Source organism: Actinoplanes flavus (assembly GCF_017592555.1).
Lineage (GTDB): Bacteria > Actinomycetota > Actinomycetes > Mycobacteriales > Micromonosporaceae > Actinoplanes > Actinoplanes flavus.
Window position 1 is genome coordinate 81,243 of the sequence record NZ_JAGFNS010000025.1, and the last position, 26,520, is coordinate 107,762.

The 26,520-nt window shown below is 70.6% G+C and carries 25 protein-coding genes and 1 tRNA gene; 12 read left to right on the forward strand and 14 right to left on the reverse strand.

Features of this window, described 5'->3' with window-relative positions; all coding sequences use genetic code 11:
* Positions 1-3 precede the first annotated feature (3 nt).
* On the forward strand, positions 4-1,044 hold the full coding sequence (locus J5X75_RS31485) for a hemolysin family protein (protein WP_208471182.1): 1,041 nt from the start codon (positions 4-6) through the stop codon (positions 1,042-1,044).
* A gap of 123 nt (positions 1,045-1,167) precedes the next feature.
* A complete protein-coding gene (locus J5X75_RS31490; RefSeq protein WP_208471183.1) occupies positions 1,168-2,046 on the forward strand; it encodes a LamG domain-containing protein in 879 nt (292 codons plus the stop codon).
* A 57-nt stretch (positions 2,047-2,103) separates the two neighbouring features.
* Here J5X75_RS31490 and J5X75_RS31495 read toward each other — a convergent pair.
* A tRNA-Gly gene (locus J5X75_RS31495) sits at positions 2,104-2,177 on the reverse strand.
* A 53-nt stretch (positions 2,178-2,230) separates the two neighbouring features.
* Positions 2,231-2,737, reverse strand: a complete 507-nt coding sequence (locus tag J5X75_RS31500) for a pyridoxamine 5'-phosphate oxidase family protein (RefSeq protein ID WP_208471185.1) — start codon at positions 2,735-2,737, stop codon at positions 2,231-2,233.
* 75 nt (positions 2,738-2,812) lie between these two features.
* Here J5X75_RS31500 and dcd point away from each other — a divergent pair, with 75 nt between their 5' ends.
* Together dcd and J5X75_RS31510 are read left to right on the forward strand one after the other, a co-directional pair.
* Positions 2,813-3,391 (forward strand): dCTP deaminase, encoded by a 579-nt coding sequence (gene dcd, locus J5X75_RS31505; RefSeq protein WP_208471187.1) that lies wholly within the window; start codon positions 2,813-2,815, stop codon positions 3,389-3,391.
* A gap of 69 nt (positions 3,392-3,460) precedes the next feature.
* A complete protein-coding gene (locus J5X75_RS31510) occupies positions 3,461-3,745 on the forward strand; it encodes a YciI family protein (RefSeq protein WP_208471283.1) in 285 nt (94 codons plus the stop codon).
* Between the two features lie 19 nt (positions 3,746-3,764).
* Here J5X75_RS31510 and J5X75_RS31515 read toward each other — a convergent pair whose 3' ends face one another.
* Positions 3,765-4,307 carry a phosphoribosyltransferase gene (locus tag J5X75_RS31515; RefSeq protein WP_208471189.1) on the reverse strand — a complete coding sequence of 181 codons (543 nt, stop codon included), beginning with the start codon at positions 4,305-4,307 and terminating at the stop codon, positions 3,765-3,767.
* 123 nt (positions 4,308-4,430) lie between these two features.
* On the opposite strand from J5X75_RS31515, the gene J5X75_RS31520 reads away from it, so the two are divergent.
* Positions 4,431-5,564, forward strand: coding sequence for a PP2C family protein-serine/threonine phosphatase (locus tag J5X75_RS31520; RefSeq protein ID WP_208471190.1), 1,134 nt, complete (start codon positions 4,431-4,433; stop codon positions 5,562-5,564).
* 1 nt (position 5,565) lies between these two features.
* Here the strand turns inward: J5X75_RS31520 and J5X75_RS31525 are convergent, their stop codons facing one another.
* A complete protein-coding gene (locus J5X75_RS31525; protein ID WP_204296618.1) occupies positions 5,566-5,721 on the reverse strand; it encodes a hypothetical protein in 156 nt (51 codons plus the stop codon).
* A gap of 267 nt (positions 5,722-5,988) precedes the next feature.
* On the opposite strand from J5X75_RS31525, the gene J5X75_RS31530 reads away from it, so the two are divergent.
* Together J5X75_RS31530 and J5X75_RS31535 are read left to right on the forward strand one after the other, a co-directional pair.
* Complete coding sequence (locus J5X75_RS31530; protein ID WP_208471192.1) at positions 5,989-7,845, forward strand: acyl-CoA dehydrogenase; 1,857 nt, start codon at positions 5,989-5,991, stop codon at positions 7,843-7,845.
* 166 nt (positions 7,846-8,011) lie between these two features.
* Positions 8,012-8,509 (forward strand): Ig-like domain-containing protein, encoded by a 498-nt coding sequence (locus tag J5X75_RS31535; RefSeq protein WP_208471193.1) that lies wholly within the window; start codon positions 8,012-8,014, stop codon positions 8,507-8,509.
* Between the two features lie 4 nt (positions 8,510-8,513).
* Here J5X75_RS31535 and J5X75_RS31540 read toward each other — a convergent pair whose 3' ends face one another.
* The gene (locus J5X75_RS31540) at positions 8,514-9,032 is read right to left on the reverse strand and encodes a SixA phosphatase family protein (protein ID WP_208471194.1); all 519 of its coding nucleotides are present in this window, start codon (positions 9,030-9,032) and stop codon (positions 8,514-8,516) included.
* A 114-nt stretch (positions 9,033-9,146) separates the two neighbouring features.
* Here J5X75_RS31540 and J5X75_RS31545 point away from each other — a divergent pair, with 114 nt between their 5' ends.
* On the forward strand, positions 9,147-9,422 hold the full coding sequence (locus J5X75_RS31545) for a DUF6458 family protein (protein ID WP_208471195.1): 276 nt from the start codon (positions 9,147-9,149) through the stop codon (positions 9,420-9,422).
* A 36-nt stretch (positions 9,423-9,458) separates the two neighbouring features.
* Here the strand turns inward: J5X75_RS31545 and trhA are convergent, their stop codons facing one another.
* Positions 9,459-10,136 carry a PAQR family membrane homeostasis protein TrhA gene (gene trhA / locus J5X75_RS31550; RefSeq protein WP_208471197.1) on the reverse strand — a complete coding sequence of 226 codons (678 nt, stop codon included), beginning with the start codon at positions 10,134-10,136 and terminating at the stop codon, positions 9,459-9,461.
* Between the two features lie 78 nt (positions 10,137-10,214).
* Here trhA and J5X75_RS31555 point away from each other — a divergent pair, with 78 nt between their 5' ends.
* The 3 genes from J5X75_RS31555 to J5X75_RS31565 are packed head-to-tail and all read left to right on the forward strand — an operon-like array spanning position 10,215 to position 12,401.
* Positions 10,215-10,820 (forward strand): 5-oxoprolinase subunit B family protein, encoded by a 606-nt coding sequence (locus tag J5X75_RS31555; RefSeq protein WP_208471199.1) that lies wholly within the window; start codon positions 10,215-10,217, stop codon positions 10,818-10,820.
* Positions 10,817-11,656 carry a 5-oxoprolinase subunit C family protein gene (locus J5X75_RS31560; RefSeq protein ID WP_208471200.1) on the forward strand — a complete coding sequence of 280 codons (840 nt, stop codon included), beginning with the start codon at positions 10,817-10,819 and terminating at the stop codon, positions 11,654-11,656. Before J5X75_RS31555 ends, J5X75_RS31560 begins: the two co-directional genes overlap by 4 nt.
* Complete coding sequence (locus tag J5X75_RS31565; protein WP_208471284.1) at positions 11,652-12,401, forward strand: LamB/YcsF family protein; 750 nt, start codon at positions 11,652-11,654, stop codon at positions 12,399-12,401. The genes J5X75_RS31560 and J5X75_RS31565 overlap by 5 nt, the downstream gene beginning before the upstream one ends.
* 3 nt (positions 12,402-12,404) lie before the next feature.
* Here the strand turns inward: J5X75_RS31565 and J5X75_RS31570 are convergent, their stop codons facing one another.
* The 7 genes from J5X75_RS31570 to pdhA form a co-directional block, all read right to left on the reverse strand.
* Complete coding sequence (locus J5X75_RS31570; protein ID WP_208471202.1) at positions 12,405-14,198, reverse strand: NHL domain-containing thioredoxin family protein; 1,794 nt, start codon at positions 14,196-14,198, stop codon at positions 12,405-12,407.
* A gap of 533 nt (positions 14,199-14,731) precedes the next feature.
* Positions 14,732-14,857, reverse strand: a complete 126-nt coding sequence (locus J5X75_RS45660) for a hypothetical protein (RefSeq protein ID WP_274383718.1) — start codon at positions 14,855-14,857, stop codon at positions 14,732-14,734.
* A gap of 866 nt (positions 14,858-15,723) precedes the next feature.
* Positions 15,724-19,224, reverse strand: coding sequence for an LppU/SCO3897 family protein (locus J5X75_RS45665; protein ID WP_208471203.1), 3,501 nt, complete (start codon positions 19,222-19,224; stop codon positions 15,724-15,726).
* A 332-nt stretch (positions 19,225-19,556) separates the two neighbouring features.
* Positions 19,557-19,697, reverse strand: coding sequence for a hypothetical protein (locus J5X75_RS31585; protein ID WP_208471204.1), 141 nt, complete (start codon positions 19,695-19,697; stop codon positions 19,557-19,559).
* Between the two features lie 198 nt (positions 19,698-19,895).
* Entirely contained in the window at positions 19,896-21,335 is a 1,440-nt protein-coding gene (locus J5X75_RS31590; protein ID WP_208471205.1) for a dihydrolipoamide acetyltransferase family protein, read from the reverse strand.
* Positions 21,336-21,340: 5 nt separating this feature from the next.
* The gene (locus J5X75_RS31595) at positions 21,341-22,318 is read right to left on the reverse strand and encodes an alpha-ketoacid dehydrogenase subunit beta (protein ID WP_208471206.1); all 978 of its coding nucleotides are present in this window, start codon (positions 22,316-22,318) and stop codon (positions 21,341-21,343) included.
* Positions 22,318-23,457 carry a pyruvate dehydrogenase (acetyl-transferring) E1 component subunit alpha gene (gene pdhA, locus J5X75_RS31600; protein ID WP_208471207.1) on the reverse strand — a complete coding sequence of 380 codons (1,140 nt, stop codon included), beginning with the start codon at positions 23,455-23,457 and terminating at the stop codon, positions 22,318-22,320. The genes J5X75_RS31595 and pdhA overlap by 1 nt, the downstream gene beginning before the upstream one ends.
* A 1,571-nt stretch (positions 23,458-25,028) precedes the next feature.
* Here pdhA and J5X75_RS31605 point away from each other — a divergent pair.
* Positions 25,029-25,277: a hypothetical protein gene (locus J5X75_RS31605; RefSeq protein ID WP_208471208.1), complete on the forward strand. Its 249-nt coding sequence runs from the start codon at positions 25,029-25,031 to the stop codon at positions 25,275-25,277.
* 10 nt (positions 25,278-25,287) lie between these two features.
* On the opposite strand, the gene J5X75_RS31610 is transcribed toward J5X75_RS31605, so the two are convergent.
* Positions 25,288-26,490, reverse strand: a complete 1,203-nt coding sequence (locus J5X75_RS31610; protein ID WP_208471209.1) for a hypothetical protein — start codon at positions 26,488-26,490, stop codon at positions 25,288-25,290.
* Positions 26,491-26,520 lie beyond the last annotated feature (30 nt).

The following is a 26,520-nucleotide window of genomic DNA, read 5'->3' on the forward strand; positions in this document are numbered from 1 at the left end:
GGCATGACCGAGCTTCTGTTCGTGGCGGTCCTGCTGGTCGGTAACGGGTTGTTCGTGGGCGGTGAGTTCGCGCTGATCGCCTCCCGGCGTACCGCGCTGGAACCGCTCGCCGAGACGTCCAAGGCCGCCCGGTGGGCGTTGTCGGCGATGAACCAGATCCCGCTGATGATCGCCGGCGCGCAGCTGGGCATCACGATCTGCACGCTGGTCCTCGGCGCGATCGCCGAACCCACCGTGGCGCATCTGCTGGAGGGCCCGTTCTCCCGGGTGGGTCTGCCGGACAACGCGGTGCACCCGATCGCCTTCGTGCTGGCGCTGATGATCGTGACGTTCCTGCACACGGTGGTCGGCGAGATGGTGCCGAAGAACATCACCCTGGCCGGCCCGGAGCGCTCGGCGCTCATCCTGGGCCCGTTCATGCTCGCCTTCTGCACCGCCACCAAGCCCCTGCTCAACGCGATGCGCTGGGCGGCCAAGGTGATCCTGAGGATCTGGAAGATCGAGACCACCGACGCGGTGAAGACCGTCTTCACCGCCGAGGAGCTGGCCGGCATGGTCACCCAGGCGCGCAGCGAGGGCCTGCTCGGCTCGGAACAGTACGCCCGGATCCACGCCGCCCTGGGTCTCAACAACCGCACCGCCGGCGACACGCTGCTGCCCTGGTCCCGGGTCACCACGGTGGCGGCCGACGTGTCACCGGCCACCCTGGAGTCGGTGGCCACCCGCAGCGGCCGGTCGCGCTTTCCGGTGGTCCAGCGTGAGACCCGGCGGGTGCTGGGCTTCGTTCATGTCAAAGACGTTCTCGGGTACGCCGCCACGCAACGCCGGCTACCCATCCCGCCCGAGGTGATCCGCCCGCTGGCCGTGGTTCCGCCGGACCGGGGCCTGGCCGACCTGCTGCTCACCATGCGCCGGGACCGGCTGCACATCGTCCTGGTCAGTGACGGGCGGCGCCCCCTCGGCGTGATCACGCTGGACGACGTGCTGCACGCCGTGATCGGAGAACCGGCCGGCGCCGCGCACCCGGCGGCCCGGGCGCGATGACCCGCGTCAGCCAAGATCGGTGTCGGCGGTTCGGTTGACCACGTTCGAGGGAACTTCCGCGGAACCGCTTGCGTCACGGAGTTTCGGTTAGCGATAGAAGCAGCAATCCGGACAATAGCCCTCATGCTTCACTCCTGTCGGCGTGCCCTGCCGATCGGCACCCTGTCCGTGGCCCTGGTCCTGGCCTGGGTACTTTCCCTCTCGCAGTGCACGGCCTCCGAAGCCGGCGTGGCCGACACGACACCGACGCCCTCGGGCCCGGCCGCTTCGACCGCCGTCCGGCCGGCGCCGGGCTACCTCGACAACGTCGGCGCCTTCTCGGCGCCCGTGGTGCCCGGCCGGATCCGTACCGCCGGTGGACCGCTCATCGTCCACTACGACTTCGACGACGGCGTCGACCACCCGATCGCCGACGCCACCGGTGGTCACGAGCTACGGCCGCTGGGCCAGAACGGCGGGGTGCTGCGCCTCGTACCCCAGGGGTCCGGTCTTGCCGTCGCCTACCCGGACCGATGCACCCTGCTGAGGGAACGCGACTGCCCCCGGGCGATCCTGGAGGGCGCGCGCGACGACAGCCTCAACCCCGGACAACGTCTGCTGCGCTACGGGGCGTCCATCCTGATGACCCACGCCGACCTCGCCGACGGCGCCAACGTCCTCCAGAAGGGCTACTCGGTCGGCGGCGTCAGCCAGTACAAGCTCCAGGTCGACCACCGGCAGGGCCACCCCAGTTGCGTCATCGCCGGCCAGCGGGCCCGGATCTACCGCGCCGAACCGTGGATCGACGTGGCCGACGGCGCCTGGCACGACCTCGAATGCCGCCGCACCGTCGACCGGCTCATCATGTTCGTCGACGGCGCGCCCCGCGCCTCCGTCCCCGTCCCCCCGCAGGTGTCGATCGCCAACGCCGAACCGCTGCGCGTCGGCGGCAAGGGCCCGGGCCAGGGCAACGACCAGTTCGCCGGCGAGATCGACGACGTCTTCGTCCACATCGGCACCTGAGCCGGAGAACACGGAAGCCCTGGCGGACCAGTAGGTCCTGACCAGGGCTTCCGTTTGTGGAGCGGGTGACGGGAATCGAACCCGCACTGTCAGCTTGGGAAGCTGATGTTCTGCCATTGAACTACACCCGCAAGCTGCCCCACTGTACCTGATTATCCGAGTCGGTGGCGGCACCGCCCCGCGATCAGCTGGCGACAGCGAGCGGGCGCCGTAAGCCGCGCGGCGCTCGCCAGGTCCGGGCGTAAGCGGGCAGGAACGGGGTGGCGGCCAGCGGAAGCGCGCCGGCCGGGCCGTGGCGGCGCAGCATGGCGGTGTCGACGGTCAGCTCGAAGATGCGCCAGTCGACGTCGGGCGAGGCGTGCAGGGCGCCGGCCAGTCGGGCGACCGTGAGCGGATCGTGCACCGGGACGGCGAGGCCGGTCAGGCAGGCCTCGTCGTCGTTGTCCTCCGGTGGATAGGCGTGGAGGGCGTAGCGGCTGTCACGCTCGAGGTCGCGGCGTTTCGGTGAGTCGACGATGAAGCAGAACAGCCCGTCGTCGGTGAAGACCGGCGAGACCGGATGCAGGCGCGGGCCGCCGTCAGGGCGGACGGTCGCCAGATAGCCCATGCCGGGACCGTACTGCTCGAGCAGCGCACGGATGCCGTTGGCGAGCGTCGGCTCGGCGGCGGCGAAAGCGGACCAGGAAGCCATGCGGGCATTCTATCGAACATGTGTTCGAGACGGCCACCGAACACGCCGATCCGGGCTGGTCGGTATGGTGGCGCAATGCTCCTTTCCGACCGTGACCTGGTCGCCGAGATCAAGAGTGGTGGCCTCTCGCTGGAGCCGTTCGAGCCGACGCTCATGCAGCCATCCAGCATCGACGTCCGGCTGGACCGCTTCTTCCGGGTTTTCAACAACCACCTGTACACGCACATCGACCCGGCCGAGCAGCAGGACGAGCTCACCGCCGCGGTCGAGGTGGAGGACGGTCAGCCGTTCGTGCTGCACCCGGGTGAGTTTGTCCTGGCGTCGACGCTCGAGGTGATCACCCTCGGACACGACCTGGCCGCCCGGCTCGAGGGCAAGAGCAGCCTGGGTCGCCTCGGCCTGCTCACTCACTCCACGGCCGGCTTCATCGACCCGGGGTTCTCCGGGCACGTCACGCTGGAGCTCTCCAATGTGGCGAACCTGCCGATCAAGCTCTGGCCGGGGATGAAGATCGGCCAGCTCTGCATCTTCCGGCTGTCCAGCCCCGCCGAGCACCCGTACGGGTCGGACGTCTATGGCTCCCGCTACCAGGGGCAGCGCGGGCCCACCGCGAGCCGGTCCGCGCAGAACTTCCGGACCTGGCCCACCCGTTAGAGGGAAATCACGCCGGCGCCACCATCGAGGGGCGGGCTCGAGCCGCCCTAGGATGGCGGCGTGTATCTCATGATTTCGACGTACCTGAAGCCGCTCGCCGAGGTGGACGAGGCCCGCGCCGATCACCTGGCCTTCGTCGCCGAGCTGGAGGAGGCCGGCTACTCGGTCACCGCGGGCCGGATCGACCCGCCGACCGGCGGCATCATCCTGCTGGACGTGGACACCGAGGCCGAGGCGCGGGAGCTGATCGCCAAGGACCCGTACGTGCGGCGCGGCCTGGCGTCCTACACCGCCACCGGCTGGCACCCGGCCCGCGGCGCCCTCGCCGGTTACCAGCGGGTGCGCAAGGACTGACGTCCATCGTGGTGGGCGCCTACGGGTCGAGATCCGTTCCGGTCAGGAGACTGCGGATGGTCAGCTCCGCGCTGACCTCGGGCGGGCACTCGGCGACGATCACCGCGGTTCCCACGTAGGCGGCGCCGAGCAGGTTTCGCAGGCCACGGGCCTGGGCGCCGGTGGCCGCCCAGTCGTCGACGACCAGCGCGCGGTCGGAGTCGCCGACCAGGTTCCGGCGGATGCCGAGGTGCTGTGTCTCGCCGCGGTGGTCGGCCGGGACGTCGGCCCAGATCATCGGCTCGGCGATGGCCCGGCGCGCGCCGGCCCGGTAGGCCTCGACGAATCCCACCCCCAGCGCCCGCGCCACCAGCGGGCCGACCATGAATCCGGTGACCTCCGGTGACACCACGACCGTGGGGCGTTCCGGTTGGAAGAGGTCGGCGAGCGCCGGTCCGAGCCCGCTCAGGATCCGCGGGTCACGCCACCACCCGGAGCGATCGCTGACCATGTAGTCGGTGCCGGGGCCGAGGTCGGTCCAGCGGAACGTGGAGCGCAGGAGATCACGGAGATCATCGGTCACCCGGACATCCTGTCACCGGCTGTCGCCCTTCTTGGACCGACCGAACGACGCCGAACCCGACGGTGGGCCAGAACCTGTTCAGCCTACGGGTCAAGTTGATGCCCGACGTGTGGTCGATCGGGCATGCTGTTCCGCGGAACCATGCATACTTTTCTGCCGGGCCGCCGCCCGCTGAGCCCAGGGAACCGCGCCGGACTCGGCGCGGCCCTCGTGCTGCTCGCCGTCGTGTCCGCCGTGGAACTGGCCGACGGCCCGCAGGAGGTGCACTACGTCGGTCTGCTGGCCGCGGTTCCGTTCGTGGCCGCGGTCTTCGCCGTCTGGCAGGTGGTGCTCGGCGCCGGGCTGCTGGCCACCGTGGTCGGCGCGGTGTTCGTGGGCGTGGGCGGCGGGCAGATCGGGATGGTCGGGCTCGTCAATCTGATGGGCATCATGCTGGCGACCGGTGTGGCGGCCGCCGGGGCCACCATCCGGCAGCGGCAGTCCGAGCAGATCAGCGAGCTGTTGCGGCTCGCCGCGGTGGCCCAGCAGGCGGTGCTGCGGCCGATCGGGCCGCAGGTGGGCGCCCTGGCGGTGGCCGGCCGGTACATTTCGGCGACCGCGGCGGCGGACATCGGTGGAGACCTCTACGAGGCCCTCAACACGCCGTACGGGGTCCGGATCATCATCGGTGACGTGCGCGGCAAGGGCCTGGACGCGGTGCGGCTGGCGAGCATCGTGCTGGGGTCGTACCGGCACGTGGCGTACGAGCGGGCCGATCTGAAGTTGATCGTGGAGGACCTGGACCGTGCGGTGGCCCGCAGCGTCGGTGACGAGGACTTCGTGACCGCCGCCCTGGTCGAGGAGCGCGGCGGCACGCTGACCATCGTCAACTGTGGACATCCCGCGCCGCTGCTGCTGCGCCGGGGTCAGGTCATCCCGTTGGAGCCGCCGGCGCCGGCCCCGCCGCTCGGTTTCATGCCCGAGGTCAAGCCCCGGGTGGAGCGGCTGGAGCCGGGTGACCGGCTGCTGCTGTTCACCGACGGTCTCGGCGAGGCGCGCCGGGAGGGCGAGTTCTTCCCGACCGCCGACCGTGCCTGGCGCCTGCTCGGCCACGGCACGGTCGGCGACGGGCTGGCGTCGCTCGAAACCGCACTGGTGGATTGGGTCTACGGCCGTCTCGAGGACGACATCGCCCTGGTTCTGCTGGAGTACGCCGGCCCGGACGGCGGCACTGCCGTCTCGGTGCCGAGCTGGGAAGTCGGAGCCGCGGGCAGTTGACTCAGGCCGCGTCTTCCTCGGGTTCGGCCGGTGCGGCCGGTGAGGTCGGGGCCGGAGCGGGCGGGAGCTGGTCGGGCTGACGATGCCGGCCGATGTAGTTGCGCGGTTGGTTCGCTTGGCGCGGCTCCGGAATCAGGCTCTTGATCGTGGCGAACATGGCGTCCCCCTGTTCGTGGCTGTCTATCCGGTGAAACGAACCATCCGGGTCCTCGATACGTGATCCGAGCGTCGAAGTAGGCAAATGGCCGAACGGCTGTCCTGTTATCCACCCGATCGGAGACGTTTGCCCCGCGAACCGACGGACAACGGCCTCTTACCGGTCGGCACATCCCATGAACGCTCCCGGGTTGTCGCAAGCTACCGATCAGTAATACAGTGTGGTTACTGACGGGTAACTCGCGTCCGGAGAGCGGGGCCAAGCACCATGACGCACTACAAGAGCAACCTTCGTGACCTCCAGTTCAACCTGTTCGAGGTCTTCGGAGCGGAGAAGTCGCTCGGCCAGGCGCCGTTCGACGAGTTCGACCTGGAGAGCGCTCGCGACGTGCTCGCCGAGGTCGACCGGCTGGCCCGGGAGGATCTCGCCGCCAGCTACACCGACGCGGACCGCAACCCACCGGTCTTCGACCCGGCGACGAACACCGCGCCGCTGCCCGAGTCGTTCAAGAAGTCCTTCGAGACCTTCATGGCGTCCGAGTTCTGGCGGCTCGACCTGCCGTCCGGCCTGGGTGGCACCCCGGCGCCGCGGAGCCTCGTCTGGGCCGTCGCCGAGCAGATCCTGGGCGCCAACGCCCCGATCTGGATGTACTCGTCGGGTCCCTCCTTCGCCAACGTCATCTGGCACGAGGGCACCGAGGAGCAGCGGCAGTGGGCCAAGCTCTTCGTCGAGAAGCAGTGGGGCTCGACCATGGTCCTCACCGAGCCGGACGCCGGCTCGGACGTCGGCGCCGGCCGTGCCCGCGCCATCCCGCAGCCGGACGGCTCGTGGCACATCGAGGGCGTCAAGCGCTTCATCACCTCGGGTGAGCACGACCTGACCGACAACATCATCCACTACGTCCTGGCCCGCCCGGTGGGCGTCGAGGGCGTCGGTGGACCCGGCACCAAGGGCCTCTCGCTCTTCATCGTGCCGAAGTACCACTTCGACCCGGCCACCGGTGAGCTCGGTGAGCGCAACGGCGTCTACGCCACCAACGTCGAGCACAAGATGGGCCTCAAGGTCTCCAACACGTGCGAGATGACCTTCGGTGAGCACGGCACCCCGGCCAAGGGCTGGCTGCTCGGCGAGGTGCACCAGGGCATCCGGCAGATGTTCCTGATCATCGAGAACGCCCGGATGATGGTCGGCACCAAGGCGATCGCCACCCTGTCGACGGGTTACCTGAACGCTCTCGAGTACGCGAAGAACCGCGTCCAGGGTGCCGATCTGCTGCAGAGCGGTGACAAGGACGCCCCGCGGGTCACCATCACCCAGCACCCGGACGTACGCCGGTCGCTGATGACCCAGAAGGCCTACGCCGAGGCGCTGCGCGCCCTGGTCATCTACACGGCGACCTGGCAGGACAAGGTCGCCATCGCGGAGGCCGCCGGCGACGAGAAGGCCGCCAAGCAGGCCGCCAAGATCAACGACTTCCTGCTTCCGCTGGTCAAGGGCGTGGGCTCGGAGCGGGCGTACGAGCTGCTCGGCGCCGAGTCGCTGCAGACCTTCGGTGGTTCCGGCTTCCTCCAGGACTACCCGCTGGAGCAGTACGTCCGGGACGCGAAGATCGACACCCTGTACGAGGGCACGACCGCGATCCAGAGCCTCGACCTGATCTTCCGCAAGATCGTCAAGGACAACGGTCAGGCGCTCGGCGCGGTGGCCGCCGAGATCCAGGGCTTCGTCGAGAGCGAGGCCGGCAACGGTCAGCTCAAGGACGAGCGGCTCGGCCTCGGCAAGGCGCTCGCCGAGATGCAGAACATCCTCGGCATCACGCTGGGCTGGCTGCAGGCCGTCGGCAACGGCGAGGCCCGCGAGCTCTACAAGATCGGCCTGAGCTCCCGCCGGATCCTGCTCGCCCTCGGCGACGTGGTCCTCGCGTGGCTGCTGCTGCGCCAGGCCGAGGTGGCCCTGATCGCCCTGAACGGCGAGGTCTCCGAGGCGGACAAGAAGTTCTACACCGGCAAGGTGGCCGCGGCCCGGTTCTTCGTACGGGAGATCCTGCCGCGGATCGGCGCCGACCGCCGGATCATCGAGAACACCACCCTCGACCTGATGGACCTGGACGAGGACGCGTTCTGATCAAGCTTTTCCCACTCTCCTGAAAAAGACGAGGGCCCGGCGGACAACGACGTCCACCGGGCCCTCGTTTTTCGGTCGGGCGCTACGCAACCGTATCGACGTCCGCTACGATGATCATCAATTTCCTGCGTGGATCGTCGAACGCAATGATCATCGGTGCGCCCGGGTGCGAGGCACCTTCACCAGCACGTTGCAGGGTGTCCAGGACGTGATCGGTGTCGCCAGGGCTGAGCTGTGGGCGAACGGAAGGTATGTCGGAAGCGACAACGTCGCGCCGTACTCGATGGCGGTGAATTCCGGTGCCGCCAACGGTTCCGTCGTCCTCACCTGGCGGCTCACCGACCGGTTCGGCAACACTCGGACCTATACGCGGACGGTCGTCGCGGACAACGCGGGACCGGCGGTGTCGATCAGCAAGGCGCCGAGGAACAAGGCGAAGATCAAGGGCACGACCAAGGTGTACGTGAAAGCGTCCGACGCCAGTGGGATCGCGCGCGTCGAGCTGATCGTGAACGGGAAGGTCGTGGCCCGGGACTACACCGCGGGCTACCTGCTCGGCTTCAACGCGAGCAAGCAGAGGAAGACGATGAAGGTGCAGGTCCGGGCGTACGACAAGCTCGGCAACGTGAAGTACACGAGCACCCGGACCTGGTACCGGAAGTAGAGGTTCAGCCGCGGGCGGTGTGCGAGCGGGTCAGGCGCATCGCCCCCGGTTCGGTCCGGGACCACGGCTGCTCGCCGGTGTGTACGGCGAGGCCGGACGTGCGCATCTCGACGACGGTGCCGGTGTACTGTTCGTCCGGCAGCAACACAGCGGACACTTCGGACATAGTCGGATTGTGGCCGACGACGAGGACCGTACGAATGGTGTCTGAAACGGCCCGGAGCAGGTCGAAGACCTCGCCGCCGCGACCCAGATAGAGCGACTCCTCGTAATGCACCTCGGGCGCCGACCGGGGGTTGGCGCCGCTGCTCAGCGCGATGGCCGCGTTCTGCCAGGTCTGCCGGGTGCGCTTGGCCGGGGAGCAGATGACCAGGTCGGGGTGCAGTCGCTCGTCGGCCAGCCAGGCGCCGGCCGCCTCCGCGTCGGCCACTCCACGGGGCGCCAGGGCGCGGTCGTAATCGTCGAAGTCGCCGGGGGTCTCGGCTTTGGAGTGGCGCAGCAGGATGAGCGTCCGCGTGGTCATCGGTACAGCTTGCCTGATTGGAATGTCACGCGTGCGGGTAAACGCTCGATCGACGCATTCACCACGGTCGAGCGGCGTCGCCCGGCCGGGCGGACACCAATCGAGGAGGGTCCGATGGGCATCGGCGCAAGCATTTTCCTGCTGGCTCTGGGGGCGATCCTGGCGTTCGCCGTGGAGGCGGACATCAGCGGTCTCGACATCGGCGTGATCGGCTGGATCCTGATGCTGGCCGGGTTGGCCGGCCTGGTCATCACGCTGGCGTTCTGGGGCAACCGCCGCCGGACCGTGGTGACCCGTACGCAGGCGCCGGTCGCCGGAGCGCCGTACACCGAATACCGCGAGGTCCGCCGGGACGACGTCCCGCCGCCGCCTCCCCCGGCGTACTCCTGAGAGACGCGAAGGCCCAGGCCGATGCCTGGGCCTTCGCTACGAGTACAGAGCGAAGTAGACCGCGATGTGGTGGCAGATGGCGGCCACCAGCGTGCAGGCGTGGAAGAACTCGTGGTGCCCGAAGACGGTGGGCCAGGGGTTGGGCCGGCGCAACGCGTAGAAGACGGCGCCGACCGTGTAGATCGCGCCGCCCACGATGAGCAGGACCAGGCAGGTCACCCCGCCGACGTGCAGCACCTCCGGGATGATCGCGACGGCCACCCAGCCGAGTGCCACGTAGAGCGGGGCGCCCGCCCAGCGGGGCAGATGCGGCCAGATCATCTTCAGCGCGACACCGCCGACGGCGCCGCCCCAGACCAGGCTGAGCAGGACGACCTGCTGCGTGCCCTCCAGGAGCAGGACGCAGAACGGCGTGTAGCTGCCGGCGATGAAGATGAAGATCATCGAATGGTCGGCGCGCCGCATGATCTGGTAGCCGCGCTCGCTCCAGACCCGGCGGTGGTAGAGCGCGCTGGTCCCGAAGAGCCCGCACACGGTGATGCTGTAGAGCAGGCAACTCACGAACGGGGCGATGCCGGGGCGGCTCAGCGCGATCGAACTGAGCACGATGCCGCAGACCGCGGCGACGAAGAACGCGTACTGATGCAACCGGCCGCGTAGTCGCGGCTTGCCGAGGTCGGTCGGCGACATCCGGAACGGGGCTGAGGTCGTCACGCCCCCTAGGTTACGGCACCGTAGGTTACTAATGGGTAGTGATGCCGGATACGGTTGACGCTGCCGGATGATTTCCCCATGAAGATACGACGGGTGGGGACCGCCGGCCTGCTGATCGAGTGCGCGGACGCGCAACGGGTCGAGGATTGGCGGGCTGAGCTGTGGCGACGTCGTTCAGCCGGTGAGCTGCGGGTGGTGGAGATCGTGCCCGGCGCCCGTACCGTGCTGCTCGACGGCGTGGCTCCCGGCACCGCGGAGGCCCTACCCGGATGGGAGCCGGCGCCCGGCGGAATTCAGTCCGAAGGGCCCCTCGTGGAGATCCACACGGTCTTCGACGGCGAGGACCTGGCATCGGTCGCCGACCTGTGGGGCGTCACCGTGGACACGGCCGTGCGGCGCCTGGTCGAGACGCCGCTGACCGTCGCGTTCTCCGGCTTCGCGCCCGGATTCGCCTATCTGCGCGGGCTCGCCGACGAGTGGGCGGTTCCCCGGCTCGCCGCTCCGCGGCCTCGCGTGCCGGCCGGATCGGTCGCCCTCGCGGGTGGCTACGCGGGCATCTATCCCACGGCCTCGCCGGGCGGGTGGCGGCTGGTCGGCCGGACGGATCAAAACCTCTTCGACGTACGACGTGAGCACCCGGCCCTGCTCACCCCCGGCACCCGGGTACGACTGGTGGCGATGTGATCACCGTGCTGCGGGCCGGTCCGCTGACCACCGTGCAGGACCTGGGCCGGCCGGGGTGGGCGCATCTGGGCGTACCGCGTTCGGGCGCCCTCGACGCCCCCGCGCTGCGTCTCGCCAACCGTTTCGTCGGCAACCCCGACGACGCCGCCGGGCTGGAGACCACGATGCTCGGCTGCACCCTGCGTTTCGAGCGGCCCACGCTGGTCGCTGTCACCGGTGCGGTCGCCGACATCGACGTCGACTTCCGGCCGGTCGAGCGGCTCCGCGGCTGCCAGCTCTTCGCAGTGCCGGCCGGTGGGGTGGTCGACGTGAAGCGGGCCACCCGGGGGGTGCGTTCCTACCTCGCGGTGGCCGGTGGGATCGCGGTCGAACCGGTGCTGGGCAGCCGCTCGACGGACACGCTCTCCGGACTGGGCCCGCCCCGCCTGGCCGACGGCGACACGCTGCCGATCGGCGTCCCCACGGCGGCGCCCACGCTGGTCGGGGAACCGGCACGGCCGTACGGGGAACTGGTTCTCGGGATCCGCCTCGGGCCGCGCGACGACTGGTTCGACACGGCAGGGCTGTTCGGGTCCCCGTACCGGATCAGCCCGTTGAGCAACCGGGTCGGAAGCCGGCTGGCCGGCACCGCCGTGACCCGCACCCGGGCCGGCGAATTGCCCTCCGAGGGTGTGGTGCTCGGCGCCGTGCAGGTCCCGGCGGACGGGCAGCCGATCATCTTCCTGGCCGACCATCCCACCACCGGCGGATATCCGGTGGTCGGGGTGATCGACGACGTCGCGCCGCTGGCCCAGGCGCAACCGGGGACTACCGTGAGGTTCCGTGAGCTGGATTGATCTGAACGCGGATCTCGGCGAGGGCTTCGGCGCCTGGCGGCTGGGTGACGACGACGCCCTGCTGGACGTGGTGACCTCGGCGAACGTGGCCTGCGGCTTCCACGCCGGCGATCCGTCCACGATGCACCGGGTGTGCCGGACGGCCGTCGCGAAGAACGTCGCGATCGGTGCCCAGGTCGGCTACCGGGACCTGGCCGGATTCGGGCGCCGGCGGATCGATTACGACCACGACGAACTGCGGGACGACATCCTGTACCAGATCGGCGCGTTGGAGGCGTTCTGCCGGGTCGCCGGGGATCGGGTCCGTTATGTGAAACCGCACGGCGCCCTCTACAACACCGCGGCGGTCGATCCCGGGCAGGCGTCGGCCGTGGTGGCCGCCGTGCTGGCCTACGACCCCGCGCTGCCCCTGCTCTGCCAGCCCGGCTCGGAACTGGCACGGCAAGCCCTGGACCGGAAGCTGACCGTCGTCGGCGAGGGATTCGCGGACCGCGGCTACCTGCCGGACGGGCGTCTCGTGCCGCGTTCCCGGCCGGACGCGCTGGTGCACGAGCCCGGTCAGGTGGTCCAGCGGGCGGTGCGGATGGCCGCCGACGGCTCGGTGACGGCCGTCGACGGCTCCGCGGTGCCCTGCCCGGTCCGGTCGATCTGCCTGCACGGCGACACGCCGGGTGCGGTCGACCTGGCCCGGGCGGTACGGGACGGACTCCGCGCCGGAGGGCTGGAGGTCCGTCCCTTCACCTAGGGTTCACGCATCCATGCCGCGGAGGATCAGCGGCAGCCGGTCGGGACCGTCCGGGTCGATCACGATCGGCACACCCCAGTCCTGGCGGGTCAGGTGGCAGGCGCCGAACTCGGCGTCCACATCGCACGTCGCGGCCTGGGCGACGACCTGCAGCACACCCTTCGGCACGTCCGGGTTGAGCACGATTTTTCGTGACAAGTCGGTGGTGGTGCCCTCGCCGTCCAGCAGCAGTTCAGCCGGCGACGCCGACACCACCAACCGCAGCGGCGACCCGAACTGGAAGTCCAGCTTCTGGCCCGGCGCGGGCGTGAAGATCACGTCGAGGGTGACCTCACCCGGAGCCAGGTGCGACGGCGGGCGTTCGGTCCTGTGCCGCTCCCCGCTGACCGTCTGCACCACGCCCGGGGCCAGGCGGGTCAGCCGGTGCGCGGCCGACTCCACCACGATCACCTGCCCGTCCCTCGTCACCAGGACGTCGCTGGGCTCGGCGACATTCGCGTCCACCGTGGACACCTCCGCCTTTGACGGGTCGAAACGGCGCACCGCACCGTTGTAGGTGTCCGCCACCAGCACCGAACCGTCGGCCAGCGCCGCCACACCGAGCGGGTGCTGGAACAGCGCCTCACCCGCCGGGCCGTCCACGTGACCGAAATCGAACAGACCCTGGCCGACCGCGGTGTGCATCACGCCGTCCTCGACATACCGCAGCGCCGACGTCTCACTGTCGGCGATCCACAGCCGCTTCCCGTCCGCGCTGACCGACAGGCCACTCGGCTGGGCCATCCACACATCCGGCAGCGGGCCGTCCCGCAGCGCCTCGACCGTGGTGCCCGCGTAGACACCGACCGTGCGCTTGATCGGATCGAACCACCACAACTGGTGGATGCCGGCCATGGCGATGATCACGCGGTCGTCGTACCAGGCCAGGTCCCACGGCGACGACAGGTCGGCGGCGAGGGAGTCGTGGGCGTGATCGTCGACCGCCGACCGCCACGGACGACCGGAACCGGCCACCAGCGTGACCTCCCCGGTGTCCAGGTTCAGGCCACGCAACTGGTGGTTCACCGTGTCGGCGACCACCACGTCGTAGCCCGCCACTCCGGCCACCGCCCCGGGCAGCAGAACCAGACCCTGCGGCTCGCTGAACGGCTCACCCCGGACCTCGCTGCCGAACCGGCGGACCAGCGTCTCACCGTCCGCGGACAGTTCGGCCAGCGAATGCCGCGCCGAGTCGGAGACCAGCAGATTCCCGTTCGGCAGCTCGATCGCCTTACCCGGGAAACGGAGCAGACCCTCCGGGGCGGGCGGAGGAACGTACGGGCCGTCGCCGCGGTGCAGGGTGCCGTCCGCCTCGTGCTTCACGATCAGCTCGTCGATCAGCCGGGACAGACCCTCGGCGTGCCCCTCGCCGGCCATCGAGGCGACCAGGTAGCCGGACGGATCGACCACGGACAGCGTCGGCCAGGCCTTCGCGGCGTACTGCTGCCAGATATGCATGTCCCCGTCGTCGACGACCGGGTGATGCACGCCATACCGCTCGACGGCGGCGGCCAGCGCCACCGGGTCACGCTCGTGCTCGAACTTCGGTGAGTGCACGCCGATCACCACGAGCGCGTCGCCGTACTTCTCCTCCAGCGGCCGCAGCTCATCCAGGACGTGCAGGCAGTTGATGCAGCAGAACGTCCAGAAATCCAAAACCAGGATCTTGCCCCGCAAATCGGCCAGGGTGAGGGCCTTTCCGCCGGTGTTGAGCCAACCGCGACCCTTGAGTTCGGGCGCACGCACGCGAAATTCCATCCGCCCATCGTGCCTCACCGGCCCGGCCCCCTCCCCACCCCGGCGCCCCCACCACTTCCCACCGCCACACCCCCTACCGGTACGACCACAGCCGCACCCTTACTGCCCACTCCCGCCACCCTCCCGACCCCGGGCCTCGCCTTCCCGACCCGGGCCTCGCCTTCCCGACCCGGGCCTCGCCTTCGCGACCTGGGCCTCGCCTTCGCGACCTGGGCCTCGCCTTCGCGACCTGGGCCTCGCCTTCGCGACCTGGGCCTCGCCTTCGCGACCTGGGCCTCGCCTTCGCGACCCGGGCCTCGCCCTCCCGGCCTCGGCCTCACCCCGCCGCCCGGCAACCACCTCCGAGCCGGCCCGCGAACCGAACCTCCGAACCTCGAAGACGATCGCAAGCGCCTGCCTCGCACTTTCCGGCCCCAACCAAAGATCCAGCTGGCTCTCCGAGCGCGGTAAGGGAGATAGGTCTGTTTCCGGATCAGAGCGAATATTTCCGGCTTGTCCTCGGTGGCGAGTCTGCGAGTGACCAGGCGTTTCAGCTATGCGCGGGCGCCTTCGACGTGCTTCGGGAGCGGCTCGATGCCGAGGGCGAGGCAGACGTCTTTGGCGCGCATGCCGGCGGTCGCCGCGCCGAGGACGGCGAGGAACTTGCTGGTAGGCGGCACTGACGACGGTCGGGTCGTCGGCGGTGAACTCGGCCGCGGCCGGCTCGCGCAGCATGGTGCGGGCGGTGGCCAGGTCGGCCAGTTCACGATCGATGCGGGTCAACTCAGTGGTCAGCAGGCTGATCTGCTCGCGGAGTCATCCGGCGGTCGCGGCCGCGGTGGTCTCGCGTTCGCCGATCCGGCCAATCTCCCTTACCGCCCTCTGAGGGCCGCCACAAGCACTTCGAAACCGCTCAGAGCCAGCCGTGAAGATCGAAGTTATTCTGGAGCTGTTTCGGCGGCATCGAGACAGTGCGATGCGACCGGTCGGAAGATCCAGCTGGCTCCCAGAGCTTTCCCAAGCCCCTCTGAAACAGCGTGATGCGACCGGTCGGGACATCCACTTGGCTCTCAGAGCTGTCTCAAGCCCCTTTGAAGCAGCGCGATGCGACCGGTCGGGACATCCAGCTGGCTCTCAGAGCTGTCTCAAGCCCCTCCGAAACAGCTTGAGACAGCCAGCCGTGAAGATCTGGCTGGCTGTGAGAGCTGTTCAAGGCCTTCGAGCCAGCGCTGGGAGCCAGCTGGATAGATCCATCCCTACGGAACTCGTCCTGGCTGCGGAACGGTCACGTTGAGCGGCGTGGCGGTGTGACGGGCACAACCGCAAAACGCCGCCGGTGACGAGGCAAGTGATTTGCCGACGCCAGCGGGGTTTGCTGGCGGCGGGAAATCACCTGCCTCGTCACCGGTTACAAGGCGTTTTGCCGCGGAGCGAAGCGGAGCAAAGCAAGCTCAGCGGAGCAAAGCAAGCTCAGCGGAGCAAAGCAAGCTCAGCGGAGCAAAGCAAGCTCAGCGGAGCAAAGCAAGCTCAGCGGAGCAAAGCAAGCTCAGTTGGCCTTCAGGCAGAGGACCTGGTCGCCGTTGTCCTTGGGGACGACGATGTAGGGCTGGGTGGCGTCGGCGCACTGGCCCTTGGCGTTGACGATCGAGACGACTTCGAACGTGCCGGCCTCCGAGCAGGGGGCCACCACGGGGCTGCTGCCTTCGCGTTTGACGCATTCGCCCTTGGAGACCTTGAACTCTTCGTCGCCCATGCCCGAGATCAGGTAGACCAGGCCGAACACGACCGCGAGCAGGATGGCGGCGCCGAGTACGACGGCTAGGGCCACCGGCACGGTCTTGACGTTCGGCTTGGCGGGCGGGGGTGCGGTCTCGGTGGCCTTGAACTGGTCGAATCGGCCTTGTTCTTCGGCGGGGCCGGGCCAGCTGGTGGTGTCCTCCGGGCCGGGCGGTGTCACCGTGGCGCGGGCTGCCGGGCTGTTCGGGTAGGCCCCGCCGCCGGGCTGCTCACCGGGGAGTGGCGGGAGCGCGGGCGCCGGAACGTACGGCGAGTTGCCTCGGCCGGACACATCCGTGGTGTGTTCGTTGTACTGGTCCGGCAGGCCGCTCGGAGCGTTGCCCCGGCCGGCGATGTCGGTGGTGAGATCGCTGTACGGCGCACCGAACGCTGACGATCCGGGCATTCCGGGAGCGTTCGTGCCGGGGAACTGGGGGGATCCCGGCATCGTGGGCTCACCCGCGCCCGGGTAGGACGAGCCGGGCATGGTGGTGTCGCCCTGCCCCGGGAACTGCGGCGATCCGGGCGCGCCCGCTCCGGGGAACGGGGAGCCCGGCATGGTGGAGTCGCCCGCTCCGGGGAACGGCGAACCCGGCATGGTGGAGTCGTTCTGGCCAGGACCCTGCGACGACCCCGGCATCGCGGGGCCGCCCGCTCCGGGGAACTGCGGGGAGCCCGGCATCCCGGAAGCACCCTGGCCGGGGAACTGTGGCGAACCCGGCATCGAGTACGGCGAAGCGCTGCCCGCAGCCTCCGGCGGCGCGACCCGTGCGCTGGCCGATGCCCGGGCGGTCGCCCGAGCCGGGGACTGCGGAGCGACGCCGGGGCTGTCACCGGCCGGCGGCGGGAAGCCACCGAAACCGTCACCGGCCGGACCGCCTATACCGTCACGGCCGCTCGGGGGGAATCCGCCCGACGGGGCCTCGCCGTCCGGCCGGGACGGCGGCGGGATCGAGGCGCGCCCGCTCGAACCACGATCGTCGGCGCCGCGCTGCGGCAGCCCGAAGCCGTTGTCGTTCTGCGGTGCGAAACCGCCCGAGGGGCCGTCGTTCGGCTGCGGAAGCCCGAAACCGCCGTCGTTCGGCTGCGGAAGTCCGAAACCGCCGTCGCCCGGCTGGGGCTGGCCGTATCCGTTGTCGTTCTGCGGGGTGTAACCGCCCGAGGACCCGTCGCCCGGCTGCGGCTGGCCGAAGCCGCCGTCGTTGTGCGGTGCGAAACCGCCCGAGGGGCCGTCGTTCGGCTGCGGAAGCCCGAAACCGCCGTCGCTCTGCGGGGTGTAGCCGCCGGAGAGACCGTCGCCGGGCTTGGGCTGGCCGTATCCGTTGTCGCTCTGCGGGGCGTAGCCGCCGGAGAGACCGTCGCCCGGTTGGGGCTGGCCGAAGCTGTCGCCCTGCGGGGCCGAGCCGTAACCACCCGAGGCGCCGTCGCTCTGCTGGGGCCGGCCGAAGCCGTCAGACGAGTCGCCCGGTTGGGACAGGCCGTAGCCGCCGGAGGGGCTTTCGCTCTGTGGCGGCAGGCCGTAACCGCCGGAGGGGCTTTCGCTCTGTGGCGGCAGGCCGTAACCGCTGGACGAGCCTTCGTCCTGCTGGGACGGTCCGAAGTCGTTCTGCGGCTTGGTCACGCCGAATCCGCCGGAGGGGCCCTCCGACTGCTGACCGGAGGTGAAGCCGCCGAAGGAACCCTCCGGGGCGTCACCGCCATACGGCGAAGCGGCGGGCGAAGAGAACGGAGCCGCGCCGTAACCGCCGGACTGCGCCTCGTCCGAACCGGTTTCCGGCTCGTCGGCCGAGGCCGGGGCGGCGCGACCGTAGACCCGGGCCTGCGGGGCCGGACTGGGCGGCGGGAGCTCGCCGGCGGCCGGCGGGGTGACCCGGACACCGGGCACCGAGGCGCTGGCCGTGACCGGCCGGGCCGAGCCGACCGCGGGCTTGGGACCCGGGTCGCGCGGCTGCGGAACCGTGGACGACGCGCTCTGCGAATCACTTTGCGGCAGTGAGGCGTCGGCCCCCGCTGAGGCGTCAGCCCCGGGGAAGGAGGTGTCGGCACCCGGGTACGCGGCGCGGGTGTCGGCCCCGGGGAAGGAACCGCGCGGGTCGGCGCCCGGCGAGCCGTGAAGACCGGGCTCCGGGAACGGGACACGGGACTCCGGCCCGGATCCGGGGAACGAACCGCGCTGGTCCGGCCCGGCGAGCGAGCTGAGCGGGTCCGCCGCGGGCGGTGCGCTGTGCGTGCCGGCCGCCGGAACGGTGCCGCCGGAGGAGAGCGCCGCGCCGGGGACGCGCTGCGGGAAGCCGGAACCGCCGGCCGGGTCGCCGGCGGGCGTCTCGGGCTGGGCGCCGCCGAACGGTTGCTGGCTGCGGATCGGCAGGTCGAGGCTGGGCGCGGAGCCGTTGTCAGACTCCACCTGCGGACCGGCGGGGGCGCGCAGCGGGAAGCCGCCGCCGTCGCCACGCCGGGACGGGAAGGTGTCGGCGGCCGGGCGGGCCGAGGCCGCATCGGCCGGGGTCTCCGCGGGCCGGGCGCTCTGCATCCAGCTGTTCTGTGCCGGTCCGGCGGTGAAGGACCCGGGCGCGGAGCCGGCGGAACCGGCCGGGCCGGACCCGGAACCGTCGGGAAGGTCGCCGAGGCTGGCGCCGGGCACGCGGACCGGCTGGTCACCGAAGGCGGAGAACGGGGTGTGGCCGAGGCCGCCGTCCTCGGGCGCGGTCGCACCGGGGGTCCGGGTGGGCAGTCCGCTGGCGCTGAGTTTCAGCGGTGCGCCGCCGGCCGGATTGTCGGCGGCGGGCGGCGGCACCGACGCGGAGGCTTGCGCGGGCCGGCCGGCGGGCGGGAACGCGGCTGCCGCGGGCTCGGCACCGGACGGCGCCCACGGCGAACCGTCGGGCCGGGCGGTGCCGGAGGTGCCGTAGGCGCCGGAGGCAGGACCGTACGGTGATTCGGGCGACACCGATCCGTACGGCGAGGCGCTCCCACGCTGGGGCTGCTCGTCACCGTCGGGCTGCGGCACGCGGGCCGAACCGTAGGAGGTGCCGCCCTGGCCGGCGCCGGCGCCGAAGGTGGACACCGCGGGCACGACGAACGGCGAACCGCCACCGGGGGTGCTGGCCGGCGGAGGACCGTACGAATTGGGGAAGCCCTCAGCGGGCGACGGGGCCGCCGAGGCCCGGCCGGCGATCCGCTGACCGTCGGAATCGTGCGGGAACCCGCCCGACGTGGGTCCGCCCGACGTGGCCTCGGCCGGCTGACCGGCGTTCTGCCCCTCGGACGTCATACGCGCCTCCTCATCGATGCGGCCGTGCCAGCTTTGCACGGACGCGGCCCCACCGGCGACCTTCCGCCAAAGGGCCGTGCCAGCTTTCCGGCCTGGCCGTGCTGGGACCGTCGCGGACGGACAACCGCCGGTGGCCCCGGTCTCCGCGCCGACCGGCCGTGCCGGGTTGGGGACCGTGCCCACGGTACCGGGCGGCCGCGGCGGGAGGAATCCCGGTGTACGCCCGGAGGTGACGAGTGCCCGATCTTCAAGAAGTGTGATGGGACACGAAACGGCCCGCCCGGGTGATCCGGACGGGCCGTTCGACGTGGTAGTTGCCCCGATCGGTGAGATCAGTAGGGGCGGCGCTGCGCGAGTATCGCGAGTTCGTCACGCATCGCCTGCGTGGGCGCCGACTGGAGAGCGCGGTCGATGGCGCGGTTCTCGCGGCTGATCCTGCGACGCTGGCGGAAACGGTCGATCATGGTGTCCATGGCGGTGCTCACTTCCCCGGCGGTGGCCGGCTGTCGGTCTGACGCCGCCGCCTGCCCGCTTGTGGCGGACCCCCCGGCGCACGTCCCGGTGTTGACTCAATTATGCGTCTCCACCGGGCACGTGGCCATCGATTCAAGGGGTGATCCCGGTCATGAGCCTAAGGATCGAAAGTCAACCGCCAAACAGGCCGAAAGACTCTAGGTCCAACTGAGCAGTGTCCCCTCCGGGTCCTCGAGGAAGGAGCCGATGTCGCGCAGGAACCGGGAGCCCAGCTCGCCGTCGATGATCCGGTGGTCGAAGGAGAGCCCCAGCGTGGTCACCTCGCGGATCCGGATCTTGCCCTTGTGCACCCACGGCGTCGGCCGGATCGCGCCGAACGCCAGGATCGCCGACTCGCCGGGCGGCAGGATCGGGGTCCCGGTGTCGATGCCGAACACCCCCACGTTGGTGATCGAGAGGGTGCCGCCGGACATGTCGGCCGGGGGCGTCTTCCCCGACTTCGCGGTCCGGACCAGTTCGTTCAGCGCCTCGGCCAGCTCCCGCAGGGTGAGCCGGCCGGCGTCCTTGACGTTCGGGACGATCAGCCCGCGCTCGGTCGCCGCCGCGATGCCGAGGTTCACGTAGTCCTTGACCACGATCTCGCCGGTCGCCCCGGACCAGGACGAGTTGACCATCGGGTGCCGCTTGACCGCGAGCAGCACGGCCTTCGCCACCAGCAGCAGCGGCGAGATCCGGACGCCCTCGAACTCCCGGCGCTTCCGCAGCTTCTCCAGCGTCTTCATCGTGCGGGTCACGTCGACCGTCAGGAACTCCGTGACGTGCGGCGCGGTGAACGCGGACGCGACCATGTTCTCCGCGGTCAGCTTCCGCACCCCCTTGATCGGGATGCGCTGCTCCCGGGAGGCGTCGAAGACCGCGGTGGCCGGGCTCGCCGCCACCGGCGCCGGCTTCTGTGCCGGAGCAGCGACAGCCAGGTGTACGTCCTCCCGCGTCACCGACCCCGACGGACCGGTGCCCTTGACCGCGGCCAGGTCGACGCCGAGATCCCGGGCGAGTTTCCGCACCGGCGGCTTGGCCAGCACCGGACCGGTACGGACGGCCCCGTTGGCCGGGCCTACGGGTTCGGCCGGACGGACCTCGGTAGCCGCCGGAGGCGGGGTCGGTGCCGTTGCCGCGGTTGTGGGAGCGGTGGGCGTACCGATGCGGGGTCGTCTTGTGGCGCTGGTGGTCCGCGGGCCGTAACCGACGAGAACGGCCGTGCGCCCGCCAGGTGCCGGTCCGCCGATGAGGCCGGCCTCGGCCTCGTCGGCGGCAGGAGCCGCAGCCGGAGCCGGAGCTGAAACCGGGGCCGCAGCCGGAGCCGGCGCGGGTGAATCGGGAAGGGGCGAGCCCGGTTCGGTGTCGATGGCGATGATCGGATGGCCGACCTCCACGACCGTCCCGGCCTCGTGGAAGATCCGGGTCACCACGCCGCCCCACTTGGCGGGGATCTCGACGGCCGCCTTGGCGGTCTCGACCTCGACGATCGGCTGGTTCAGCTCGATCGTGTCGCCGACCTTGACCAGCCAGGCCAGGATCTCGCCCTCGGTCAGCCCCTCGCCGAGGTCGGGCAGGTTGAACTTCTTGATCCGCGACATCGGCGTCACCAGCCGAAGGAACGGTCGACGGCGTCCAGCACCCGGTCCAGGTCGGGGAGATACTCCTCCTCGACGCGGGCCGCCGGGTACGGAATGTCGTAACCGGTCACCCGCAGCACCGGCGCCTCCAGGGAGTAGAAGCACTCCTCGGTGATCCGGGCCGCGATCTCCGCGCCGAGACCCACGTTGCCGGGCGCCTCGTGGACGACGACCGCCCGGCCGGTCCGCCGGACCGACTCGAAGATCACCGGGTAGTCGATCGGGGAGAGCGTGCGCAGGTCGATGACCTCCAGCTCCCGCCCGTCCTCGGCGGCGGCCGTGGCGGCGTCGAGCGCCACCCGGACCATCGGGCCGTACGCGAGCACCGTCGCGTCCGAACCGGGCCGGGCCACCCGCGCCGAGTGCAGCGGGAACGCCCCGCTCAGCGGCGCGTCGAGGTCGACCTCGCCCTTCTCCCAGTACCGGCGCTTCGGCTCGAAGAAGACCACCGGGTCGTCGGTGGCGATCGCCTGCTGGATCATCGTGTACGCGTCCGCCGGGTTGGCGCAGGTCACCACCTTGAGGCCGGGGGTGTGCGCGAAGTACGCCTCGGGCGACTCGGAGTGGTGCTCGACCGCGCCGATGCCGCCGCCGTACGGGATCCGGATGACGATCGGCAGCCGGACCTTGCCCTTGGAGCGGTAGTGCATCTTCGCCACCTGGGCGACGATCTGGTTGTACGCCGGGAACACGAATCCGTCGAACTGGATCTCGCAGACCGGCCGGTAGCCACGGATGGCCAGGCCGACCGCGGTCCCGATGATGCCGGCCTCGGCCAGCGGGGTGTCGATGACCCGGTCCTCGCCGAAGTCCTTCTGGAGGGCGTCGGTGATCCGGAAGACGCCGCCGAGCTTGCCGACGTCCTCGCCCATGATGACGACCTTGGGGTCGTCCTCGAGCGCGCGGCGGAGTCCGTGGTTGAGCGCTTTACCCAGGGTGATCATCAGTGCGCGCTCCCCTCGAACGAGGCCTGGTACTCGGTGAAGGCGGTCCGCTGGGCGTCGATCTCCGGCGAGCCGTTCGGGTAGACGTTGTCGAAGAGGGTCACGGGTTGTGGATCAGGCATCGCCAGCACCCGTTCCCGTAGGTCGAGGGCCTGCTTGTTGGCCTCCGCGTCGACCTCGGCGAAGAAGTCCTTCTTGGCGATCTTCTGCTTGGACAGGAAGGCCTTGAGCCGGCTGATCGGGTCCTTCGCCTTCCACGCCTCGACCTCGCTGGCGATCCGGTAGCGGGTGGGGTCGTCGGAGCTGGTGTGCGCCCCCATCCGGTACGTGTACGCCTCGATCAGCGTCGGGCCCTGGCCGTTGCGCGCGTTGTCGAGCGCGGCCCGGGTCACCGCGTAGGTGGCGAGCACGTCGTTGCCGTCCACCCGGATGCCGGGGAAGCCGTAGCCGCCGGCCCGCCGGTACAGCGGGACCCGGGTCTGGCGCTCCAGGGGCTCGGAGATGGCGTACTGGTTGTTCTGGCAGAAGAAGACGATCGGCGCGTTGAAGACGCCGGACCACACGAACGACTCGTTGACCTCGCCCTGGCTGGTCGCGCCGTCGCCGAAGTAGGCGATCACCGCCTCGCCGTCGGCCGAACCGGTCTTGCCGTCCATGGTGACGCCCATGGCGTAGCCGGTCGCGTGCAGCGTCTGCGAGCCGATCACGATCGTGTAGGTGTTGAACTTGAACTCGTTCGGATCCCAACCGCCCTGGTCCACGCCCCGGAACAGGCCGAACGGCATGATCGGGTCGATGCCGCGGCAGTAGAGGACACCGTGCTCGCGGTAGGTCGGGAAGGCCATGTCCTGCGGGCGCAGCGCCCGCCCGGAGCCGACCTGTGCCGCCTCCTGCCCGAGCAGACTGGCCCAGATGCCCAGCTCACCCTGCCGTTGCAGGGCGACCGCCTCGCTGTCGAGACGCCGGACCGTGACCAGGTCCCGGTAGAGACCGCGGTACTCCTCGTCGGTGAAGTCGACGGAGTACGTCGTCCCGTCAGCCGTGGTGACGGTGTCGACGCGCTCCCCGTCGGGGGTCAGCAGTTGGACGAAGCCGCCGGCTGGAATGTCGCTGCCGGCCACGCTCTCGCCTTTCGCCATCCGTGTCTCCTGTTTCCTCAACTAAGCCCGCGGCGGGTGTCTCCCGGCCACGCGGCTGACCACTGGGGGCCGCGCCTGGCCCGGGTGGGGTTGACGCGCGGCGGTCTCCGGCAGGTCGCCGGGACGGCACGCTGTCACCCCGCTTGGTCGGCGGAGGGCGACAGCGGCGATGCCGTCGCCCCCATCCTGACAGAGAGAGTGAGCCGCATTACAGGCTGCGTAGATCACGAAAAGAGATCCTGTCGACGCATCGTCGGCAGTATTTGCCCGCTTTAGTAACTTTTGTACCCTCACTTTGGTACGAATGGCCCTACTGCGCCGCAGCGGAATTCGCCAACCGTCGTTCATCCCCAGTGACCGGAACTGATCCGAGTCGATCTTTTCCAGTGGGGGGATACTCGCGTGCCGCACCTGCCCGACGACGACGGCTACCAGCCGCGGCTCAAGGTGCTGCGCAAGCGCCTGAACGGGGTGTACCGCGAGGATCTCGGCTTCTCCGGGCCGACCCGGCGCTACGTGCTGATGGTCGCGCTCCTGGTCGGGCTGGCCTCGGTGCCCACCCTCGCCGTCCTCACCGCCGGCCGCAGCGAGATCACCGGCACGGATCGGCCCGGCGCGATGGACATGCCATTCCTGCCGCCTCCGGCGAGCGGTCCGGTGCGGCCTTTCCCGCCACCCTCGGTCGCGGCTCCCACCGATCAGGGGTACGGCCACCGCCCCCGCCCCGGGAAATCCGGCACACCGTCCGGTCCGGCCGCGTCCCGTCACCCGTCCTCGCCCTCGTCGCCCACCACCCCGAACGCGGACATCCCGTCCCCGGGCCGGGTGTTCCCTCCGTCCCCCGTCCAGGGCCGGACGTCTCCGCGGCCCCCGGATCGGAAGCCGGCGCGAGTCTTGCCGCCGACAGTGCCGTCCGCACCTCCGGCCGGCGTCGTGCCGTCGCGGCCGGCGGTCCCGGCCCGACCGGCCCGACCGAAGCGGGTCCAACCTCAGCGGATGGCCCGTTCCGCACCCGGCGGTATCCCCACCGTTCCGGAACTGCCGGCTGTTCCAGCAGAGGACGAGGTCCCGAAGTGGTCCCGCTCGTCCCCTTTCCCGTCCGTTGCCGGCCTGCCACCCGTTCCCGGAGAGCCGTCCCGTTCATCCGAAGACCGTTCTGACCGGGACCGTCAGCACTCCGACCGGGACCGTCCTGACCGGGACCGTCCTGACCGGGACCGTCCTCATCGGGACCGTCCTCACCGGGATAGCTATCGCCCGGACGACTCCTCGGACGGCTGGTCCCAGGACCGTCCGTCCCGGGACCAGCGTTCCCCGGATCGGGATGGCGGGCCGGACCGGCCGTCCAAACCGTCCCGGAATCAGCACTCCGCGGGCGACCTCCCGGTCGTGCCCGACACATCGAACCGGGGCCGAAGGGCCACACCAGGCCCGCGCGCCGTACCCGACGAACCCGACCGGGGTTCCTCGGACCACGACGAATCGCCCTGCCCCGACCACGGGTCACTCCCCGCTTCACCGTCCATGGCAGCCGGTCGCCGGACCGGCCCCGACACCGTCGGAGGTCAGCGATGACCGATCACAACCACAACATCCGCTCGTCCCGGATCCTCGAGCAGAGCTACTCGGGCGGGAACGCGGTCCGTCGCCTACTCAGCGACTCCAACTCCGAGGAGAACCGCCTCGCCAACCGCCCGTATCGGGGTCAGCACCGGGCCGAGCACACCAACTACCCGGAGGACCGCCGCAGTGACCGCAGCTCCCGGGTAGGCCGCCATCACGCCGACCGGGCCCCCGACCACTACATCAATCGCCGCTGACGCCAGCCGGTCATTCCTCGCGGTTGGCTTCCAGCCAGGCGTCGATGGCGGCGGTGTCGTTCGGGTCCACGCCCTCGGCGATGAGCTGAGCCACCGCCGCCGTGGCCGGGCTGCGTCGTTCGCCCGTCGTGTAGAGGCGGGCGAACTCCGGGATCAGCTCCTCCATCGCCGCCTCGGCCTGCTCGGCCGCGGCCGTGGGCAGCCCCCGGCGGCGCATCGCGAACGCCGACCAGGCCCGAACCACCCGCGGCAGCATGGCCGCGTCGTCCAGGTCCAGCACGGCCCGCCGGTGCACCCAGTCGAGCAGGAACAACCCGGCCACGGCCGGGCTCCAGCGCAGCGGGTCGGCGCCGGGCAGAGTGGCGCCGTGATCCAGGAGGAGGCTGAGACAGAACTCCAGCGACGCGCTCTCCGGTGTCGTGGCCGCCCCGGTGGGCAGGTCGAACCGGGCCGCCTCCGGGGAGGTCAGGAAGTCCCGGATCAGGCCGGTGTCGTCGGGTCCGGACGGCTCGCTGAGCGGCGGCGTGGTCGCCGCCGGCAGCAGGGCCAGCCGGGCCCCGGCCAGTGTCCGGTCGGTGGCGAGCGACCCGTCCGACGGCAGTTCGCTCAGACCGTCGGTGACCTCCAGGTGCCGGCTGACCTCGTCGCGCAGCCGACCCGGATCCTCACTGCGGAACCAGGTCAGCTCGTCGGCCGCGCAGATCTGCCGCACCTGGTCGAGCAGCGCCTCCGCCGAGGTGGCCACGAAGACGTCCTTGGTGATGCCGATGTTGTGGTCGACGAGGGCCACCACGGCGTGCTCGGGACCACCGGCGACGGCGTCCTCGTACGCGAAGGTGACCAGGTAGGACGTCTGGTCCCCGTACACGTCGCCATAGGCCCAGCAACCGGTGGCCCGGACCCGGCCGAGCTGGCCGGCCCACGACGGTGATCGCCGGTCGTGGCCGACCCGGCCGGCGCCGTCGGCCTCCGGGACCAGGGTGGCGAAGACGTCCCGGATGGTCACCGCGGCGGGTGTGCCGGAATGGACCGTGGCGGTCAGGAAACGGCCCACGAAGTCGCGCACGGCCTCGGCGCGGTCCTCCGCGGCCATCGCGTAGACACTGCCGAGCAGCGCGGCGCCGAGCATCTCGGCATCGAGCGCGCAGCCCAGTTTCGTGACGTCGCGGGCCGCGTGCAACACGGCGTCGTACGCGGTCCGGGGTGCGGGCATGCCGCGAGCCTACGCCCGCGGCGTGGCCCG

Excerpts from the sequence above, each read along its gene's own strand:
- J5X75_RS31485 (WP_208471182.1), top strand. The coding sequence starts at position 4 with ATGACCGAGCTTCTGTTCGTGGCGGTCCTGCTGGTCGGTAACGGGTTG.
- J5X75_RS31490 (WP_208471183.1), top strand. The coding sequence starts at position 1,168 with ATGCTTCACTCCTGTCGGCGTGCCCTGCCGATCGGCACCCTGTCCGTG.
- J5X75_RS31500 (WP_208471185.1), bottom strand. The coding sequence starts at position 2,737 with ATGGCTTCCTGGTCCGCTTTCGCCGCCGCCGAGCCGACGCTCGCCAAC.
- dcd (WP_208471187.1), top strand. The coding sequence starts at position 2,813 with ATGCTCCTTTCCGACCGTGACCTGGTCGCCGAGATCAAGAGTGGTGGC.
- J5X75_RS31510 (WP_208471283.1), top strand. The coding sequence starts at position 3,461 with ATGATTTCGACGTACCTGAAGCCGCTCGCCGAGGTGGACGAGGCCCGC.
- J5X75_RS31520 (WP_208471190.1), top strand. The coding sequence starts at position 4,431 with ATGCTGTTCCGCGGAACCATGCATACTTTTCTGCCGGGCCGCCGCCCG.
- J5X75_RS31525 (WP_204296618.1), bottom strand. The coding sequence starts at position 5,721 with ATGTTCGCCACGATCAAGAGCCTGATTCCGGAGCCGCGCCAAGCGAAC.
- J5X75_RS31530 (WP_208471192.1), top strand. The coding sequence starts at position 5,989 with ATGACGCACTACAAGAGCAACCTTCGTGACCTCCAGTTCAACCTGTTC.
- J5X75_RS31540 (WP_208471194.1), bottom strand. The coding sequence starts at position 9,032 with ATGACCACGCGGACGCTCATCCTGCTGCGCCACTCCAAAGCCGAGACC.
- J5X75_RS31545 (WP_208471195.1), top strand. The coding sequence starts at position 9,147 with ATGGGCATCGGCGCAAGCATTTTCCTGCTGGCTCTGGGGGCGATCCTG.
- J5X75_RS31555 (WP_208471199.1), top strand. The coding sequence starts at position 10,215 with ATGAAGATACGACGGGTGGGGACCGCCGGCCTGCTGATCGAGTGCGCG.
- J5X75_RS31570 (WP_208471202.1), bottom strand. The coding sequence starts at position 14,198 with ATGGAATTTCGCGTGCGTGCGCCCGAACTCAAGGGTCGCGGTTGGCTC.
- J5X75_RS45665 (WP_208471203.1), bottom strand. The coding sequence starts at position 19,224 with ATGACGTCCGAGGGGCAGAACGCCGGTCAGCCGGCCGAGGCCACGTCG.
- J5X75_RS31585 (WP_208471204.1), bottom strand. The coding sequence starts at position 19,697 with ATGGACACCATGATCGACCGTTTCCGCCAGCGTCGCAGGATCAGCCGC.
- J5X75_RS31590 (WP_208471205.1), bottom strand. The coding sequence starts at position 21,335 with ATGTCGCGGATCAAGAAGTTCAACCTGCCCGACCTCGGCGAGGGGCTG.
- J5X75_RS31595 (WP_208471206.1), bottom strand. The coding sequence starts at position 22,318 with ATGATCACCCTGGGTAAAGCGCTCAACCACGGACTCCGCCGCGCGCTC.
- pdhA (WP_208471207.1), bottom strand. The coding sequence starts at position 23,457 with ATGGCGAAAGGCGAGAGCGTGGCCGGCAGCGACATTCCAGCCGGCGGC.
- J5X75_RS31605 (WP_208471208.1), top strand. The coding sequence starts at position 25,029 with ATGACCGATCACAACCACAACATCCGCTCGTCCCGGATCCTCGAGCAG.
- J5X75_RS31610 (WP_208471209.1), bottom strand. The coding sequence starts at position 26,490 with ATGCCCGCACCCCGGACCGCGTACGACGCCGTGTTGCACGCGGCCCGC.